A 17,018-nucleotide genomic window follows, 5' to 3' on the forward strand; every position below is an offset into this window, starting at 1 on the left:
CCGCCACTCTGTTCGGCCAGGCGGAACACGCGGGTGTCCAGGGGGGTGGCCTGGCGGGGGCGGATGCGCATGGCCTCCTCGGTGCTGGCCGTGGCATCACTGGTGGAGCGGCGCAGGCTGATGGAGAAGAAATAGCCGGAGGCGTGGCGGACGGTGATCAGAGCGCTCTGGCCCTGCTCCAGGGCCTCGTTGAGCGGGGGCATGAGAGGGTTGTCCTCGCGGCTGGCCACAAGCTGGTGTACGGGCAGCCCCTGCATCTCCAGGATGCCGTAGCCGAACAGGGCCTCGGCGGCGTCATCCGCGGCCTGGATGACGCCTTCATCGTCGACCTGCAGGCTGGCCGGCTCGGCATTGGCGTTGCTGCCCGGTTCGGTGCGAACCCGCTTGATCAGATATTCCCTCATAGCGCCCGAGATTAGCAGAAAGCATGGCGGCCGGGTGACATCCGTGTGTGAGATCCTTCAACTGTGGCGTTATAATACCGGGTTTCTTTGGGGAGGTGGCTTATGCGCGGATCGATCCTGGCGCTTCTGGCGCTCATGCTGGTTCTGGCCGGCTGCGGGCAGAAGGGGCCGCTCTACCGGGAAGGCGACCCGGAAGCGCCGGACAGTGCACAGGCACCGACGCCGCATACCACCCCCAGTCATCTTTGCTAATCAGGGCAGACGCCGACCATGGATTTTTTCAACCGACACGACGGTGAGCTCTACGCTGAGTCCGTACCGGTAAGCCGGATCGCAGCGGATTACAGCACGCCCTGCTACATCTATTCAAGGGCCACACTGGAGCGCCATTTCCACGCCTATGACCGGGCACTGGAGGGCATGGCGCACCGCATCTGCTACGCGGTGAAGGCCAACAGCAACCTGGCCGTGCTCAATGTGCTTGCCCGGCTCGGGGCGGGTTTTGACATTGTCTCCGGTGGCGAACTCGAGCGCGTGATCCGGGCCGGTGGTGATCCAGGAGCGACCGTTTTCTCGGGCGTTGGCAAGCAGCGCTGGGAAATTGAGCGTGCCCTGGAGGCCGGTGTGCGCTGCTTCAACGTGGAGTCCGACTTCGAGCTGGCCATGATCAGCGAGGTGGCCTCGGAGCGCGGCCGGATCGCGTCGGTGTCCGTGCGTGTGAACCCGGACGTGGACGCTCAGACCCATCCCTACATCTCCACCGGCCTGAAGGAGAACAAGTTCGGCGTCGAGATTGAGCAGGCGCGGGTACTCTACCGCCGGGCGGCGGCGATGCCCGGCCTCGAGGTGGTGGGGGCGGACTGCCACATCGGCTCCCAGCTGCAGAGCCTGGATCCGCTGATGGATGCGCTCGAGCGGATGCTGGCGTTGATCGATGACCTTGCTGAGGAGGGCATCGCCATCCAGCACCTGGATATGGGCGGCGGGCTCGGTGTGCCCTATGGCGACGAGCAGCCACCCAGCCCTGGCGCCTACGGGCAAGCCCTGAAGGAGCGGGTCGCGGGCCGGGATCTGGAGCTGCTCCTGGAGCCGGGGCGTTCCATTGCCGCCAATGCCGGGATCATGGTGACCCGGGTGGAAGGCATCAAGGGCGGCGATGAGCACCGTTTCGCCATCGTGGATGGCGCCATGAACGACCTGATCCGGCCCTCCCTGTATTCCGCGTGGCAGCGGATCGAGGCGGTGGCGGATCACGACGGCATCCAGCCGGCGGTCTACGACGTGGTGGGGCCGGTCTGCGAGACAGGGGATTTTCTGGGTAAGCAGCGCGAGCTGGCCATTGAGGCGGGCGATCTGCTTGCCGTGCGCTCGGCTGGCGCCTACGGTTTTGTCATGAGTTCAAACTACAACACTCGTAACCGGCCACCGGAAATCCTGGTTGACGGAACGGATGTGCACCTGGTGCGCCGGCGGGAGACACTGGAGGAGCAGCTGGCACCGGAGATACCGCTGCCGGAGCTGGGCTCATGAGCGGTGACGGGCGCAGGGCGCGTGGCGGCGGGCTGCGTTTTACCAAGATGCACGGGCTTGGCAACGACTTCATGGTGGTGGATGCCATCACCCAGCCGGTGCAGCTTGAAGCCAGCCAGATCCGGCAAATGGCGGATCGGCATCAGGGGGTGGGCTTTGACCAGCTGCTGATGGTGGAACCCCCGGAGCGCCCGGACGTGGACTTCCGCTATCGCATCTTCAACGCGGATGGCTCCGAGGTGGAGCAGTGCGGCAACGGCGCCCGGTGTTTCGCGCGCTTCGTGCGCGACCAGCAGCTGACCCGCCAGCACCGGATACGGGTACAGACGGCCACCGGCATCATGACCCTGGAGGTCACGAAGAAGGGGCTGGTACGGGTGGACATGGGCGTGCCGGAATTGGCTCCGGCGGCGATTCCGTTTGCTGCCGACGAACAGGCGGTGACCTACCCGATCACGGTGGACGGCCAGGAATTAAGCATTTCCACGGTTTCCATGGGTAACCCCCATGGGGTGCTGGTGGTGAACGATGTGGATACAGCCCCGGTCGAAAGTCTCGGTCCGCTGATCGAGGCTCATCCACGTTTCCCGGCCCGGGCCAACGCCGGTTTCATGGAGGTGGTGGCGCCGGACCGGATACGGCTGCGGGTGTTCGAACGGGGTGTGGGCGAAACCCGGGCCTGCGGCAGTGGCGCCTGTGCGGCGGTTGTGGCCGGGCGGCTGCGGGGGTTGCTGACCGAGCGTGTCACGGTAGAGCTGCTTGGGGGTCCCCTGACCATTTCGTGGCCGGGTGATGGGGTAGCTGTTACGATGGAAGGGCCCGCCACGCGGGTCTTCGAAGGGCGGATCAAGCCACCCGGTGACGGACGCCGCTCCCGTCAGGGTGGTGGTCGCCCGCAGAACAACAGGAAAAAGAAGGGTAATGCATGACAGACCCGACAGCGGAACCGGCAACCACCGGGGTTTCCGAAGCCGATGTGGCTGAGTACCTGGAGGCCAACCCGGATTTCTTCGAGCGTCACGAGCATCTCCTGCAGAAGCTGACACTTCCCCATGACAGTGGTCAGGCGATCTCGCTGGTGGAGCGTCAGGTGCACCTGTTCCGCGAGCAGCGGGATGCCCTGCGTGAGGAGCTGTCCGGCCTGATCGGCATTGCCCGGCAGAACGACCAGTTGTTTGCGCGCAGTAAGCGCCTGCTCATGGCGCTTCTGGACGCCCGCTCCGTGGAGGAGGTAGCAGCGGTTCTGGATGAGACCATTCGTGGGGAATTCCAGCTCCAGAGCGCGACCCTGACGGTGCTGACCGATGGCGAGCCGCCTTCCCAGTGCGGGGCCGTGCGTTACCTTAAACGGAGCGAGGCCCGGGAGGTGTTCGGTGACGTACTGGATGAAAGCCAGCCGCTGTTCGGCCGGCTGCGTGACAGCCACCGTGAGGCCCTGTTCTCCTCGCCCGAACGGGTGGGGTCAGCCGCGGTGATCCCGGTGCGCCGGGATGAGTGCGTTGGCCTGATCGCCATTGCCAGTGAGGACGAAGGGTATTTCCACAGCAGCATGGGGTCGCTGTTCATGACCTACATCAGCGATACCCTTGGCCGGCTGCTTCCGCCGCTGTTGGCGCCGGAAGGCCGGATTGCCATGCCCGATGCGGAAGCCGGCCACTGACCCATCACTCCGGGAGCTCCAGCATGGCGTCCACTGATGCGTACGCGGAACGGGTCGAGGCTGCCGGGGAGCTGCCGGAGCCTGTAAAACGCTTCCTGCGTTATATGGCCTCTGAGAAACGCAGTGCCCAGCGGACCTGCGAACACTACGGCCGGGATCTGCGCCGGCTCTGCCAGTGGTGTGACAACCAGGAGCGCGACCCTGTAGCGCTCAGCCAGGCGGAGCTCCGCCATTACGTCGCCGGCTTGGCCCGTGAGGGGCGTTCCGGTCGCACCATCGCACGCCACCTTTCCGCCATCCGGCGGTTCTACGGGTTCCTCATCCGGGAAGGTATGGTGGCCGACAACCCTGCCCTGGATATCCGCCCACCGCGCAACCAGCGTCCGCTGCCCAGCGTGATGGACGTGGACCAGCTGCACCATCTGCTCGAGCAGTCTCCTGAGGATCCGCTGGAAATGCGTGACCTGGCCATGATCGAGCTGATGTATTCCTCGGGCTTGCGGCTGGCGGAACTGGTGGCGCTGGATGGGTCCGACATCGATCGCCGTGATGCCAGCGTCCGGGTCACCGGCAAGGGCGGCAAAACCCGCATCGTGCCTGTTGGCCGCGCGGCGCTGGCGGCACTGGACCGCTGGCTGGAACAGCGTCCGGCGCTGGCGCCGGCCAGTGAGCCGGCGGTATTCGTCAGCCGCAGAGGGCAGCGCATCCATCGCCGCACGGTGCAGGCCCGCCTGCGGCGCTGGGGGCAGCACTGCCACGCGGACCAGGGCCTGCATCCGCATCTGATGCGCCACTCCTTTGCCAGCCACATGCTGGAATCCAGTGGCGATCTGCGGGCCGTACAGGAACTGTTGGGGCATTCGGACATCGCCACCACACAGATCTATACTCACCTGGATTTCCAGCATCTGGCCCAGGTGTACGACAGCGCGCATCCGCGTGCGCGACGGCGCAAGGCCGGTGACCGCGGAGCCAGGACGGAGCAGGGGCGGCATGAGTGACCAGGACTGGCGGCAGAAGTATCTTGCCGCGCTGGAACAGCATGAGCAGGATGAACAGCAACGGCAGCAGCGCCAGCACAGTCTACAGCGGCTTCTGGTGCGTGTCTCGCTGGTTGCCGAGGGGCAGGACAGTGGACTGGACCGGGTTCTGGGCGAGCTGCGCGAACTGGCCCGGGAAGGTAATCCGGACACCAGCGACCTGCTGCGTCTCCAGGACGCGCTGGAAGCGCATGTTTCCGGGTTCGACGAGGAACGTCAGGCGGTTGTTCGCCGGCTCCAGGAGGCGCTGCAGCGTCTGGTCGATCCGCTGCGTTCCCGTGCAGGGCGGGATGACCGCAGGCAGCTCAAGGCGCTGGAGCGCACCCCGGCCGAGACAGTCGGGCGGTTCAGTGCATTGCCCGGCATCCTGGAGCAGCTGGCGGAGTTCCAGCAGCGGATTCTTTCCGAGTCCGGAGAGACACAGAAGCGGGGCTCTTTCTGGCAGCGGGTTTTTGGGGGCGGAACCGACGTCAGGGAAGAGGCAGCCGAAGCGTCTTTTCCGGATAGTGACTCTGAGGAACCGGAGACCGGAGAACTGGCTGACGGACTCGATCTGGACAGTGGTGAGCCCAGGGTCGACGACGGGCAGTTCCGTAATCTCAGTGCCCGTCTTCTCCAGTTGCTGCGTCATATCCAGCAGCATATCGTGCTGCCGGAACCGGCCCAGAACCGGATTGAGCTCCTTCAGGAAAGGGTCCGCGAAAGTCAGAACTGGGGCCAGATCCAGGCGGTTCTTGATGAAGTCGTGCACCTGGTTGTGGCGGCCGTGGGCCGGGGGCAGCGGGAGTTCGAGCAATTCCTGGCAGGTCTGGATCAGCGACTGGTCCGATTGCGTACCCAGTTTGAGACCGGCGCCCTGGACTTCGGGCACTGGCAGGAAGTATCCGAGGAATTCGATCAGCGCATCGATCAGGAACTGGATGAGATGGGAAGCAGCGCGTTGGGGGCGACCGAACTCAGCGGCCTGCAGCAGGCGGTTCGTGATCACGTTGATCGCCTCAATGCCACGCTGACCGAGTATCGCGAGGCTGAAACAAATCGTGAGAAGGCCCTGCGGGAACAGGTACAGGATCTTCAGGAGAAAGTGACCGCCATGGAGGCCGAGTCCCGGGAAGTGCAGAAGGAGCTGAGAAAGGAGCGGGAGCGGGCTGCCACCGATATGCTGACCCAGCTGCCCAACCGCGAAGCTCTTGAGGAACGGCTGGACCAGGAGTACCGGCGCTGGTATCGCTATCGCGAGCCCACAAGTCTGGCCATCATCGACATTGACTGGTTCAAGGACATCAACGACACCTACGGCCACCTGGCTGGGGACAAGGTCCTCCAGCTTCTGGCCAAATCCCTGCGGGAGAATCTGCGTGAGACGGATTACATCGCGCGTTACGGGGGCGAGGAGTTCATTGTTCTGCTGCCGGCAACGCCGCTGGAGACCGCTGTTACCGTGATGGGCAAACTGCGCGAGCGGATCCAGTCACTGCCGTTCCATTTCCGTCATGAACGGGTTGAGGTGACCTTTTCCGGTGGTATCACTGGTTTTATGGAGGTTGATGGGCCGCACGAGCTTCTGGATAGTGCGGACCGTGCCCTGTATCGCGCCAAGGAGCAGGGCCGTAACCGCGTCCTGCCCGCTGCCGAGGAGGATAAACGCTCAGGAGGGGAGCGCTGATGCGGCTGCTGGTGGTTCTGATGGCTTTGCTGGCACTGGGCATTCCGGTGCCGACCCCGGCCATCCCCTTCCCGGCCACCGATAATCTGCCGGAACTCAGTGTGGATCAGAAGCTCTGGCTGCAGGACAAGGAGCGCATCCGCCTGGGCATCCCCTCAGGCCGCCCGCCGCTGGCCTATCGCAATGAATTCGGTCGGGTTCTGGGTACTGAGTCCGGCTATGCCCGGCTTCTGGAGCGCAAGCTGGGTACCCGTGTGGAAATGGTCGGCGGCAATCCGCTGCTTCTTGAACGTATGCTGGCTCAGGGCCAGATCGATGCGATCAGCATGCGCTTCGCTAACCGCTCAACCGGCCAGTACCGCTTTACCAGACCCTACATGCGGGTGCGCTACGGCATCTATGCGCGCCGTGACAACGCCAGCATCAGCCGGCTCGGCAGCCTCGAGGATAGGCGCGTGGTCTTTCTGGACGGCGATCGCTACCCGTTCCAGCTTCTGGATCGTATCCCGTCATTCACGCCATTGGCGGCACTGACGCTGGATGAGGCCATGGACATGCTGCGCAGCGAGGAAGCGGATGCGCTGCTCGCGCCCGTGCCCGTGGGAGATCAGTATCTGGAGAACAACGATCTGCGCGCCATCCAGAGGGTGCAGGTCATGGAGGAGCGCCCCCTGCCCATGTCCTATGCCGTCCCTTTCGAGGAAGGGAAGTTGCGGGGCATTCTGGATGCCGCCATTGATTCGATGACCACCCTGGAACACCGCAATATCCAGGGGGCCTGGATAGGCCACGAGGAGATCTTCGGGGACACCGAGGAAGAGGTGGCGATCACTGCCAATGAACGCCAGTGGCTGGAAGACAACCCGGAACTGAAAGTAGCCATGCGCACCGGTTGGCCTCCCGTTGAGTTCCGGGGCGACAGCGAGGAACTGGAAGGTGTGATTCCGGATCTTCTGTCACTGATTGAAGACGAGCTTGATTACAGCTTTGAGCAGGTGCCGATTCCCCCTGGCGAGACTGTGGATTCGATGCTCGCTGATGGGACAGTGGATGCGGTGCCCGCACTTCCCCGCACACCGGACCGCCAGGACGAGCACCTGTTCACGCGCAGCTATCTCAGTCTGCCGGTGGCGATAGTGGTGCGCGATGACCATAGGTTCGTGGGTGATCTCTCCGAGCTCGACGACAGCGATCGGGTCGGTGTGGTCCGGGGTATGGCCGCCGGAGAGTATCTCAGCCGTCACCACTCGGCACTGGCCATCACGGAAGTCGCCTCCATCGAGCAGGGACTGCGGCGGGTGGCCAGTAATGAGCTGGATGTGATGATTACCCACATCCCCGGCGTCAGCTACAACATTTCACGGCTGGGTCTGGATAACCTCCGGATCACCAGTATCGCGCCCTTTCAGTACGATCTCAGGCTGGCTGTCCGCGCGGAACATCCGGAACTTGTTGGGATCCTGGGCAAGGCCCTGAGCCGCATTGACCGCTCGGCGCTGGACGAGGTCTACAACCGCTGGATCAAGCTCGACGTGGAACAGCAGGCGGACTACACCGTGGTCCGCCGTGTGGGAATCATCGCCCTGCTGGTGCTGGCGGCTTTCTTCTACTGGAACCGCAAACTTTCCCGGGAAGTGGGTGAACGGGTCCGTTCGGAACAGGCCCTGAAGCGCAGCGAGGAAGAACTGCTGGACGCCAAGCAGCGGGCCGAGGACCTGGCGGACCAGGCGGAGGAGGCGAACCGCGCCAAGAGCGAATTCCTTGCGAACATGTCCCATGAGATCCGCACCCCCATGAATGCGGTCATCGGCTACACGGAACTGCTTGAGCGCACCATCACGGATGAGCGCCAGCGTGGCTATCTGGAATCCATCAAGGCCGGCAGCCGCAGTCTGCTGACGCTGATTAACGACATTCTGGACCTGTCGCGCGTGGAGGCGGGCAAGATGCGGCTTGAGTACGGGCCGCTGGATCTCAACCGGCTGCTGGAGGATGTGCGCCATATCTTCACAATCCGGGCGCGCGAGAAAGGGCTGGAACTGGTCTTTGAAATGGACGAGAACATGCCGCCGGTGATGGTGCTGGATGAAACCCGCCTGCGCCAGGTGCTGTTCAACCTGGTGGGTAACGCCATCAAGTTCACCGACCATGGTGAGGTCCGGGTACGTGTGGCTTGGAAGGAGAGTGAGGCCTCTGAGCTGTGCATCGAGGTGGTCGATACCGGCATCGGCATTCCCGAGGAGCAGCAGGAGCGGATCTTCGAGGCCTTTGAGCAGCAGGTCGGGCAGAGCAGTCGCCAGTACGGCGGCACTGGTCTGGGGCTGGCGATCAGCCGCAAGCTGGTCGAGATGATGAACGGGGAGCTCAGTGTGTACAGTCAGCCCGGCCAGGGCACAACTTTCCGCGTGCACCTGAGTGATGTGGAAACAGCGTTGGCCGCCCCGGATGTGAATGACGAGACGGTGGAAGTGCGTTACCGCTTCAATTGCAGTCGGGTTCTGATCGTGGATGACAACCCGGTGAACCGTCAGCTGGTCCGGGATGTGCTTGAGCCTGAAGGGCTTGCCGTCGAAGAGGCCGAAAACGGGGTTCAGGCCCTTGAAAAGGCCCGGGCTTCCCGTCCGGATCTGGCGCTGATGGACATCCGTATGCCGGAAATGGACGGGTTTGCGGCACTGCGGGCCTTTGGTGATGACCGGCGGCTCAGCGACATTCCGATCGTAGCGCTAACGGCCTCGGTGATGACCAGCGAGGCGGCGCGTATCCGCGAGGCAGGGTTTGATGGCTATCTGCACAAACCCGTGAGCCGCGAAATTCTACTCGGGGAGCTCGCACATTACCTTACCCATGAACGTATTGATCTGGATCAGACGGATGGAGATGCTGAGCGGGCGGATCTTACATCCTGGCGCTCAATCAGTGAGGAACAGCAGAAACGGGTGATGCGGGCGCTGCGTTATTCTCTGATTCCCCAGGCCACGTCTCTGGTCGACAGTGGCGACCCGGAAGCGCTGCAGTCGTTTGCAGAAGATCTGCAGGCACAGGCGCGGGAGCATGGTGTTGAGGAACTGGTGGCCTTTGCCGACCAGCTGGCGGAGGCGGTTGCCGGCTTTGAGCTGGACCGGGTGCAGCAGCTTCTGGAGCAGTTCGTGGGGGAAGAGGTTCTGCCAGAGCCAGAGTAGCGCGGTTCAGAGGCAGTCGTACTGGTGCTGGCGGTCGAAGGCTACCGATACCATGTGCACTCCGCGCCTGGAGAGATCCTCCACCAGATCGCGGTTGGTGAGTATGCGGCTGCAGATGTGGTGGATGCGCTCCTGGCGCTGCTCGCGCCGGCTTAGGTTGTCGCCTTCAAAGTCCAGAAGCAGGTAGGTTTTGGGATGTCCATCCTCGGGGACCGTGGCCTGCTCGTAGCCCTCGTAGCTGGCATGCAGCTGCTTCAGGGTCGTGGCCAGGCGCTCCTCCAGGCTGTCGCTGGTGCCCGCCACCGTAATCGGGCTGAGCAGCAGCGTGGCCGCCAGAAACGTAAGCCAGTATCCTGTGGAAACCCGAGTCATCATCGCATTCAACGTAACAGAACGTAACGGTTGCATTATCACCGGGTGTCCCGGTTAATGCAGCCGGTTTGACAGCTTTTCAATATTCCGGTGCTCGCTCTGCTACAGGGCTCACGGGCGCCATGTGCGCTATGCTGTGAAACAGACGCAGGCAAACGATGGGCAAACGCTATGTATCAGCTGGTGTTTCGCGGGGAAAGGGAAGCAGGTCTCGACGAACAGTCGGCGCGCGAACGGGCCAGGGGGCTGTTCAAGGCCAATGATGCCCAGCTGGAGAAGATGTTCTCCGGTGAGCGCGTGGTGATCAGGAACCGGCTTGATGAGGCCACGGCACACAAGTACCAGGCCGCCATGAAGAAGAATGGGCTGGTGGCGCATATTGAGCCTATGCAGCAGGTCGGGACGGCGGAGCAGCCGGAAGCCAGCCGGGATGAGGGCCGTGACACTGCGCCTTCGGGCGGTAATGTGCCCGTGGAGCCGGGTGATCGCCTGCCAGTGGCGGGTGAGAAGGTGGATTCCATTCTGGCCGGCTCTGATCTCAGCCTGGGTGCTCCGGGGGAGCAGCTCGGGGATACACGGGAAGAGCCGGAGCCCGTGTTCGAGCATCTGGAGGAATGGTCAGTGGCGCCGCCCGGTGAGGATCTTGGAGCCGGCGAGGAGAAACCGGAGCCGCCAGCGCCTGATGTTTCGCATCTGTCATTGGCTGATGAACCACAGGCAGGCAACGGATGATAGACTCCCGCGCTCGATTTCATGCCATCGAGGGTACGACAGAAAACCAATGACTGACACGATCCGGATACCGGTTTCCTTTGGTGAAGTACTGGATAAGATCACAATCCTTGAGATCAAGTCCGAACGCATCGGGGACACGCAGAAACTGCGGCACGTTCAAGCGGAACTGGACGCTCTTAATCAGCACTGGCAGGAGGCCATTACCGAACCCGACCGTGTTGCTGTGGAGCGCCGGGAGCTGAAAGCCGTCAACGAGAAGCTCTGGGAGATTGAGGATGCCATCCGGGAAGAGGAGGCGGCTGGGCGTTTTGGTGAGCGCTTCATTGAGCTCGCCCGGTCAGTCTATTTCAGCAACGACGAGCGCGCGGCCATCAAGAAACGGGTCAACCTCACCCTGGGGTCACGTTTCGTGGAAGAGAAGTCCTACCGTGATTACAGCCCCGACTGAGGCTCAGGCGCTCTGGCGACGCTGTGCCATCCATTGGTCGAGCATAGCGGTGGCGTCGGCAACCGTAATCAGTTCCATCGCACCGTTGAACTCCGCCTTGGCCCCCCAGCGTGCGCTTTCGACCTGCTTGCCGGTAAAGCGCTCCAGTGCCTCCGGGTAGCGGTTAACGCACCACTCGAGTGAGTTATAGGGGCCTGAGCGGTAGGGGTTGGAGCCAGCAAAGAGCCCTAGAACGTCGGTGCCCATGGCATTGGCTATGTGTGCCGGGCCGGTATCCGGCGCGATGACAAGATCCGCCCTGGCCATCAGGGCCGCGAGCTGTTTGAGGGTATCCTGCCCGCAGAGGTTGAGCGCCTCTTCCTGCATCGCCTGCTCGATCGCCCGACAGTACTGTTGGTCCTGCTCTGAAGGCCCACCGACCAGGATAATGCGCATCCCGTATTTGCGTACCGCGTAATCCGCGAGTGCTGCGTATCGTCCCGTGGGCCAGTTCCGGAGCTCATGGCTGGCGACAGGGCTGATGACCAGGTTCAAGCGGGCTGGATCCAGTACACGCTCCGCGAACGCGGTGTCCGTCTCCGAAACCGGGATATACCACTCTGGTTCTGTCGGTTTGAGCCCCAGAGCGGCAGGGAAGCTGGCCAGGCAGTCGAGTACGTGCTGACCGCTCCTTCTGGGGATCCGCTGGTTGATGAAAAGGCCGTGCAGGTCCTTGCTGCGCGCCCGGTCGTAGCCAACCCGGACGTTCGCAGGTATTAGAAGGGCTGCAACATTGGCTCGCAGTGCCACCTGCATGTGGAAGAGTACATCAAAGCGCCGGCCCCGCAGCTGACGCCAGAGGTCGATGTAACCCCGGAGACCGGCGCTCTTGTCGAATACAATGAATTCGACACCGGGCAGACCCTCGAGCAGGCGCGCTTCCATCTTACCGATTATCCAGGTGATGCGTACGCCGGGGATCTGCTTCTGGAGGCTGTGTATGACCGGCAGTACATGAGTCACGTCGCCGATCGCGGAAAGGCGGAGGATGCAGATGGAGTTGACGGATGTGCCGGATGAATCATTCAGCATGGATTAGGTCGGACTGGCCCGGGTTGGAGTCGTCTTATTATTGCTTGCTAGAATGCTGCAGGCAGCGGGCGCCCCATCACCCGTCTGCATCAACGATGGGCATATGATAACGCAGTATGCCTGTGACGTCCCATTTCCCGCAGGAAATCGACGCGAGCTAACCCGATCAGAGCAGCCCCCATGAGCCATTCCCAGGACCTTTCCGGCGATGATGGTGCCCGTTACCGGGTGAGCGCCGTCTGGTCGCATTCATTTGACCCAGAGTGGTTCCGCCCCGGTGCATGGGGCAGTGATGCCCGGCCGGTGGACGCAGGCGGCCGTGGTGGTGCCTGGTTCGTGACAGCGCCGGGTGGTGAACTGGTGCTGCGTTTCTACCAGCGCGGTGGGCTGATGGCTCATCTTTCCAGGGATGCCTATCTCCGCACCGGGGTTGCCCGGAGCCGGGCCTTTGCGGAATTCGATCTGCTGCAGCGGATGGTCGAACGGGGGCTTCCCGTCCCGGCGCCGGTGGCGGCTGCGTTCTGGCCGCGGGCAGGGGCTCTCTACCAGGCTGCAATCCTGGTAGAGCGCCTGGAATCCGCCCGGCCACTACCGTCCGTGCTCGGTACCCTGGCAGCGGAACACTGGACAGCGGTGGGTCGAACCGTCCGCTGGTTTCACGATGAGGGCATCGATCATGCGGACCTCAATGGCTTCAATATTCTCTGGTTCAAAGGTTCGGTCTACGTGATTGATTTCGACAAGGGACGACAGCGGGCCCAGGGCCTTACCGGAACACGCTGGCAGCGTCGCAACCTGGACCGCCTTCACCGGTCATTGCTGAAGCTGGATTGGAGTGACTCCCCGCTGGGGCTGGATGCAGCCTGGGAGCATGTTCTTGCGGGCTACAGTGAAGGAGCCGGTCACCCATGAAGCTGATGACCCGGTATGAACGGAATCTGCACAAGCTGGGCTATTACCTCACTGCACTGTTTGACCTGGTGGTGCCCCGTTCCTACTGGCTGTGGCACGGTCAGCGTCTGATGGAGGAATACGCGGCGCTGGAGCCGGAAGCGAAGGCGGAAGTGGATGCGCGGGTGGCCTGGTACAACCGGCTGGAAGCACCGTTCAACCCGGGCCCCGAGGCGATACGGCCAAAGCAGTTTTCACGCCGGGGCCAGCGCTCCGCCTACTATCTGGACTTCAAGCGCCTGCTCCGCTGCCTTCCCGATGACCGGCCCTTCCGCTATGAGTTCGCAGATGTGACCTGGGTGCCGGAATACCCGAGCTTCGTGAAAAGCCGCCCTGTTGCGTCAGCGGGAGAGAACGCGAACTCCGTGTTGCTCAAGCTCAACCAGGTTCGCCATTACTTCATGGTGCCGGACCATCTGTCGTTCCGGGACAAAGAGCCCGTCGCCATCTGGCGGGGCAAGGGCAGCCAGCCCCAGCGGAAGGCATTTCTCGAGCGCTATCACGACAGCCCGCTCTGTGATGTCGGCTGCAACCATGAGGAGTCGATCGGCAAGCCTTGGCATACGGGCTTCATGCCCGCCTCTGAACAGCTGAACTACCGCTACATTGTGAGCATTGAAGGGAACGATGTGGCCACCAACCTGAAATGGATTCTGGCCTCCAACTCCCTGTGCCTGATGCGGCGCCCCCGTTACGAGACCTGGTTCATGGAGGGGGCGCTGGAACCCGATGTGCACTACGCCTGCCTGGCGGACGACCATTCGGACCTGGAAGAACAGATCCGCTACTACAGTGCCCACCCGGAGGCGGCAGAGGCCATTATCCGCAACGCACAGGCCCATGTGGCCCGGTTCATGGACACGCGCCGCGAATGGCTGATCTCGCTGCTGGTCATGAGGCGCTATTTCGAGAAGGTTGAGGCCTGATGGCGCGTTATCTCTTCTTCGTGAACCAACCCTATTCCTACTCCATCCTGCGCCCCCTGCAGGAGGCCATCCGCGCCCGCGGGGACGAGCTGGCCTGGTTCGTGGCGGGGTGCAGCACGGCCCCCCTGCGCGAGGACGAACTGAGGCTGGAGACGGTGCGGGAAGTCATGGCCTACGGTGCAGTCGCCACCTTTGTGCCGGGTGACTGGGTGCCGTGGTTCTTTCCCGGTATAAAGGTGGAGGTGTTTCACGGTCTCGCCCGCAATAAACGTGGCCACGAGAGCGAGGCCGAGAGCGATCACTACCGGATACGCGGCTGGTTCGATCTCTACTGTACCCATGCCGAGGGGGATACGGAACGCTTTCGGGAGCTGGCCCGGGAGAAGGGGTTCTTCTCCGTGGCTCACACCGGCTGGCCCAAGCTGGACCCGCTGCTGAAGGAGGCGGCGAACTCAGGCTGCCCGGAAGAGCGTGGCGGAAGACCCACCGTATTCTTCGCTTCCACCTTCAGCCGCAGCGTAACCGCAGCACCAGAGCTGTATGACGAGATTGCCCGCATGGCGGACTCCGGCCGCTGGCACTTTCTGGTCACGCTTCACCCCAAGATGGATCCAGAGTGGGTGGCTCGCTACCGCGCCCTGGCGGGGCCAAATCTGACCTTCATCGAGAGTGACGAGGATCTCATCCAGTACCTCCCGCAGGCGGATGTCATGCTCTGCGACACCTCTTCCATCATGTTCGAATTCATGTTCCTGGACCGGCCGGTGGTCACCCTCAATACCCGGATGCCGGGACCCTGGCTGATTGATGTGGCGGAGCCGTCAGAGGTGGAACCTGCCCTGGAGCGGGCACTGCAGCGACCGGAAGCATTGCTTTCTTCCATGCGGGCGTACAGCCGCGAGCTGCACAGCTACATGGATGGGCGCTCGAGTGAGCGCCTACTTGAGGCGGTTGACTGGTTTCTTCGGGAGAAGCGCCATCGGATCAGGCGCAAACCGTTGAACCTGTGGCGGAAGTTGAAAGTCTGGCTGCGTCTACGTAAAGAGCTCGCTATAACTCGTGGCCCATCAGTTCGATCTCACCTTTGAAGAGTTCCGTAATTCGGCTTGTTTCCGTTTCTGAAAGCCCGTCGCGCCACGTTGTTGGTAGTTGTACTCGCGAGATCCTGGCGTGGCGCCTGTCTGATAACGGCAGCGCTAAGGCCGCCTGGGCTTGCACGAAATAATGGTCATCCCGTAACCCGTACGAATTGGTCTTTGACTAGATTGAGACCATATTCGGTTATTTTTATTTTCCGCTTCGCATTATGAATACGCAGTGCTTTGTTCTTGCGTATGTTTTCAGGGTCACTGTAACCACGGGCATGGTCCAGGTGAATGATCTGGGCATTGTACCGTACATGCTTGCCTTTAATGCCCAGGTTTTTTAAGCGAACACCAAATTCCCGATCCAGGCCACCATGCGACATGCGCTGGTCAAAACCATTTACGGCGATCACATCTTTAGTCCACGCCGATGCATTGCATCCTGTAAAATTGGTTCTTGCGGGCGTAAGATGATTAAGAACATTGCCGGCATATTTTCTGGCTCTAAGCTTTATATTTTTGCGGGTGCCCGGAAGGCCGTTCTCCACTAACCAATCCCAGTTGAAGCAAGCGCCCGAAGTAATATCCTCCTTGCCAATGCGTTCACTTGTCGACATGGGTAAACGGACCACTGAACCTGTTAAAAAGCAGTCGGGTTTGGCGCATTTTACGTGTTCCTCAACAAAATCCGCGCGAGGGATGCAGTCGCCGTCGGTAAAAATAATGTAGTCGCTTTCAACCTGTAAAATCGCTTTGTTCAGAATTTCACACTTCTGAAATCCATGATCTTCATGCCAGACATGTTTGATTCTGATGCCTGTCTCGGAACGCATTCGATCAATTAATTGTCGAGTTTCATCGGTTGAACCATCATCCGCAATGATAATATCGAAATCCCGATAGGTCTGGGCGCTAAATCCCCACAATACTTTTTCAAGCCATCTCGGCGAATTATAGGTGGTGAATAACACGGTGACATTCATGGCGATCTACTGTTTTTATCGTGATAAAGGGGCTTATCCGAGTTTGGCAATTATCCGTTTGGGTAAATACTTTAACCAATATTTGAAGGGAATAGAGAAATCAAACCCTTCCATCACAGAGTAAGGCAGATTGTTTTTCATAATAACCTGGCTGATACGGCGATGAAGTTTTTTAATCTGGTGTTGACCTGGAGGATAGTGGTCGTAGTGTTGCTCGAAATAAGCATTTACTTTCAATAAGGCCTTAGCATTTACTTCGCTTTTCTTGCTCGTCATCACCGACCCGGAACGATAACGACGCTTAAAATAAATATCTGATAAACATTTTACGCGTTTGGCATGGTAAAATAGATCGAAGGTATAAGTTTCATCCTGATGCGGGATGCGATCAATAAATTGTATATTGTTGTCCGTGACAATACTTTTTTTTGAAATATAAAGGCACACGGAAGTCGCATAAGTTTTGCTTTTAATGTAGGTCTCGATAAAATTCTGGCCGCTCATTATCGGTGTGTTCTCACGCTGATAACGATCTGTCTTAAACTTGAAATCGATATCGTCATCACTAAAAGGTGCTCCGGAAAAACCAATTATATCCAGATCATCCTTTACGAGATGTTCAACACATTCTTCAATCGTGGTTGGTTCTAGAACATCGTCAGAATCAAAGTGATAAATATACTCCCCGCAGGCCAGAGCAATCGCATTATTACGTGCACTGGATAACCCCTGGTTCTCCTGTGAAAAAACTTTAACGCGGGAGTCGCTGGTGTATTCCTGCGCAATTTCCAGAGTATCGTCGGTTGAGCCGTCGTTGGTGATAATGATTTCTAAGTTTTTATAGGTTTGATTGATAATGCTGTCGACGGCTTCCCTGATGTAGGGGGCGACATTATAAGCAGGAATAAGTACGGAAACTAAAGGCGGCATAACGTGTTCTCTCGTCTTTCAAGGAAAACCAATTT

17 protein-coding genes are annotated in these 17,018 nt (G+C 60.6%); 12 read left to right on the forward strand and 5 right to left on the reverse strand.

The window, feature by feature from the left end; translation table 11 throughout:
- The coding region (locus H4I92_RS08555; protein WP_179105665.1) for a PAS domain S-box protein at window positions 1-404 on the reverse strand (404 nt) is incomplete at its 3' end.
- 102 nt (window positions 405-506) lie between these two features.
- On the opposite strand from H4I92_RS08555, the gene lptM reads away from it, so the two are divergent.
- From lptM to H4I92_RS08590, 7 genes are read left to right on the forward strand one after another with little or no spacing between them, the layout of a single operon-like run.
- The gene (lptM, locus tag H4I92_RS08560; protein WP_077530182.1) at window positions 507-656 is read left to right on the forward strand and encodes an LPS translocon maturation chaperone LptM; all 150 of its coding nucleotides are present in this window, start codon (window positions 507-509) and stop codon (window positions 654-656) included.
- Between the two features lie 18 nt (window positions 657-674).
- Complete coding sequence (gene lysA, locus H4I92_RS08565) at window positions 675-1,934, forward strand: diaminopimelate decarboxylase (protein WP_077530183.1); 1,260 nt, start codon at window positions 675-677, stop codon at window positions 1,932-1,934.
- The gene (gene dapF / locus H4I92_RS08570; protein WP_077530184.1) at window positions 1,931-2,863 is read left to right on the forward strand and encodes a diaminopimelate epimerase; all 933 of its coding nucleotides are present in this window, start codon (window positions 1,931-1,933) and stop codon (window positions 2,861-2,863) included. The genes lysA and dapF overlap by 4 nt, the downstream gene beginning before the upstream one ends.
- Window positions 2,860-3,594, forward strand: a complete 735-nt coding sequence (locus H4I92_RS08575) for a DUF484 family protein (protein ID WP_077530185.1) — start codon at window positions 2,860-2,862, stop codon at window positions 3,592-3,594. The genes dapF and H4I92_RS08575 overlap by 4 nt, the downstream gene beginning before the upstream one ends.
- A gap of 23 nt (window positions 3,595-3,617) precedes the next feature.
- On the forward strand, window positions 3,618-4,595 hold the full coding sequence (gene xerC, locus H4I92_RS08580; protein ID WP_077530186.1) for a tyrosine recombinase XerC: 978 nt from the start codon (window positions 3,618-3,620) through the stop codon (window positions 4,593-4,595).
- Window positions 4,588-6,300, forward strand: a complete 1,713-nt coding sequence (locus H4I92_RS08585) for a diguanylate cyclase (RefSeq protein ID WP_077530187.1) — start codon at window positions 4,588-4,590, stop codon at window positions 6,298-6,300. Before xerC ends, H4I92_RS08585 begins: the two co-directional genes overlap by 8 nt.
- Window positions 6,300-9,482 carry an ATP-binding protein gene (locus H4I92_RS08590; protein WP_077530188.1) on the forward strand — a complete coding sequence of 1,061 codons (3,183 nt, stop codon included), beginning with the start codon at window positions 6,300-6,302 and terminating at the stop codon, window positions 9,480-9,482. The genes H4I92_RS08585 and H4I92_RS08590 overlap by 1 nt, the downstream gene beginning before the upstream one ends.
- Before the next feature lie 6 nt (window positions 9,483-9,488).
- On the opposite strand, the gene H4I92_RS08595 is transcribed toward H4I92_RS08590, so the two are convergent.
- Entirely contained in the window at window positions 9,489-9,854 is a 366-nt protein-coding gene (locus H4I92_RS08595; RefSeq protein ID WP_077530189.1) for a hypothetical protein, read from the reverse strand.
- A gap of 171 nt (window positions 9,855-10,025) precedes the next feature.
- On the opposite strand from H4I92_RS08595, the gene H4I92_RS08600 reads away from it, so the two are divergent.
- Both H4I92_RS08600 and H4I92_RS08605 read left to right on the forward strand, forming a co-directional pair.
- Window positions 10,026-10,586 carry a hypothetical protein gene (locus tag H4I92_RS08600; RefSeq protein ID WP_077530190.1) on the forward strand — a complete coding sequence of 187 codons (561 nt, stop codon included), beginning with the start codon at window positions 10,026-10,028 and terminating at the stop codon, window positions 10,584-10,586.
- 49 nt (window positions 10,587-10,635) lie between these two features.
- Window positions 10,636-11,037: a DUF6165 family protein gene (locus tag H4I92_RS08605; protein ID WP_077530191.1), complete on the forward strand. Its 402-nt coding sequence runs from the start codon at window positions 10,636-10,638 to the stop codon at window positions 11,035-11,037.
- A 3-nt stretch (window positions 11,038-11,040) separates the two neighbouring features.
- Here the strand turns inward: H4I92_RS08605 and H4I92_RS08610 are convergent, their stop codons facing one another.
- Window positions 11,041-12,108: a glycosyltransferase family 9 protein gene (locus tag H4I92_RS08610; protein ID WP_077530192.1), complete on the reverse strand. Its 1,068-nt coding sequence runs from the start codon at window positions 12,106-12,108 to the stop codon at window positions 11,041-11,043.
- Window positions 12,109-12,288: 180 nt separating this feature from the next.
- Here H4I92_RS08610 and H4I92_RS08615 point away from each other — a divergent pair, with 180 nt between their 5' ends.
- The 3 genes from H4I92_RS08615 to H4I92_RS08625 are packed head-to-tail and all read left to right on the forward strand — an operon-like array spanning window position 12,289 to window position 15,073.
- Window positions 12,289-13,020 carry a 3-deoxy-D-manno-octulosonic acid kinase gene (locus tag H4I92_RS08615; protein WP_077530193.1) on the forward strand — a complete coding sequence of 244 codons (732 nt, stop codon included), beginning with the start codon at window positions 12,289-12,291 and terminating at the stop codon, window positions 13,018-13,020.
- Complete coding sequence (locus H4I92_RS08620) at window positions 13,017-13,985, forward strand: glycosyl transferase family 90 (protein ID WP_077530194.1); 969 nt, start codon at window positions 13,017-13,019, stop codon at window positions 13,983-13,985. Before H4I92_RS08615 ends, H4I92_RS08620 begins: the two co-directional genes overlap by 4 nt.
- Window positions 13,985-15,073, forward strand: a complete 1,089-nt coding sequence (locus H4I92_RS08625; RefSeq protein ID WP_077530195.1) for a CDP-glycerol glycerophosphotransferase family protein — start codon at window positions 13,985-13,987, stop codon at window positions 15,071-15,073. Before H4I92_RS08620 ends, H4I92_RS08625 begins: the two co-directional genes overlap by 1 nt.
- Before the next feature lie 140 nt (window positions 15,074-15,213).
- Here the strand turns inward: H4I92_RS08625 and H4I92_RS08630 are convergent, their stop codons facing one another.
- Window positions 15,214-16,053, reverse strand: coding sequence for a glycosyltransferase family 2 protein (locus H4I92_RS08630; RefSeq protein WP_077530196.1), 840 nt, complete (start codon window positions 16,051-16,053; stop codon window positions 15,214-15,216).
- A gap of 33 nt (window positions 16,054-16,086) precedes the next feature.
- On the reverse strand, window positions 16,087-16,983 hold the full coding sequence (locus tag H4I92_RS08635; RefSeq protein WP_077530197.1) for a glycosyltransferase: 897 nt from the start codon (window positions 16,981-16,983) through the stop codon (window positions 16,087-16,089).
- Window positions 16,984-17,018: the final 35 nt, after the last annotated feature.

It is taken from the genome of Vreelandella halophila, assembly GCF_019903425.1.
Lineage (GTDB): Bacteria > Pseudomonadota > Gammaproteobacteria > Pseudomonadales > Oleiphilaceae > Halospina > Halospina halophila.

Bases quoted from the DNA above. Each gene is read 5' to 3' on its own strand.
- lptM (WP_077530182.1), top strand. From the start codon at position 507: ATGCGCGGATCGATCCTGGCGCTTCTGGCGCTCATGCTGGTTCTGGCC.
- lysA (WP_077530183.1), top strand. From the start codon at position 675: ATGGATTTTTTCAACCGACACGACGGTGAGCTCTACGCTGAGTCCGTA.
- dapF (WP_077530184.1), top strand. From the start codon at position 1,931: ATGAGCGGTGACGGGCGCAGGGCGCGTGGCGGCGGGCTGCGTTTTACC.
- H4I92_RS08575 (WP_077530185.1), top strand. From the start codon at position 2,860: ATGACAGACCCGACAGCGGAACCGGCAACCACCGGGGTTTCCGAAGCC.
- xerC (WP_077530186.1), top strand. From the start codon at position 3,618: ATGGCGTCCACTGATGCGTACGCGGAACGGGTCGAGGCTGCCGGGGAG.
- H4I92_RS08585 (WP_077530187.1), top strand. From the start codon at position 4,588: ATGAGTGACCAGGACTGGCGGCAGAAGTATCTTGCCGCGCTGGAACAG.
- H4I92_RS08590 (WP_077530188.1), top strand. From the start codon at position 6,300: ATGCGGCTGCTGGTGGTTCTGATGGCTTTGCTGGCACTGGGCATTCCG.
- H4I92_RS08595 (WP_077530189.1), bottom strand. From the start codon at position 9,854: ATGACTCGGGTTTCCACAGGATACTGGCTTACGTTTCTGGCGGCCACG.
- H4I92_RS08600 (WP_077530190.1), top strand. From the start codon at position 10,026: ATGTATCAGCTGGTGTTTCGCGGGGAAAGGGAAGCAGGTCTCGACGAA.
- H4I92_RS08605 (WP_077530191.1), top strand. From the start codon at position 10,636: ATGACTGACACGATCCGGATACCGGTTTCCTTTGGTGAAGTACTGGAT.
- H4I92_RS08610 (WP_077530192.1), bottom strand. From the start codon at position 12,108: ATGCTGAATGATTCATCCGGCACATCCGTCAACTCCATCTGCATCCTC.
- H4I92_RS08615 (WP_077530193.1), top strand. From the start codon at position 12,289: ATGAGCCATTCCCAGGACCTTTCCGGCGATGATGGTGCCCGTTACCGG.
- H4I92_RS08620 (WP_077530194.1), top strand. From the start codon at position 13,017: ATGAAGCTGATGACCCGGTATGAACGGAATCTGCACAAGCTGGGCTAT.
- H4I92_RS08625 (WP_077530195.1), top strand. From the start codon at position 13,985: ATGGCGCGTTATCTCTTCTTCGTGAACCAACCCTATTCCTACTCCATC.
- H4I92_RS08630 (WP_077530196.1), bottom strand. From the start codon at position 16,053: ATGAATGTCACCGTGTTATTCACCACCTATAATTCGCCGAGATGGCTT.
- H4I92_RS08635 (WP_077530197.1), bottom strand. From the start codon at position 16,983: ATGCCGCCTTTAGTTTCCGTACTTATTCCTGCTTATAATGTCGCCCCC.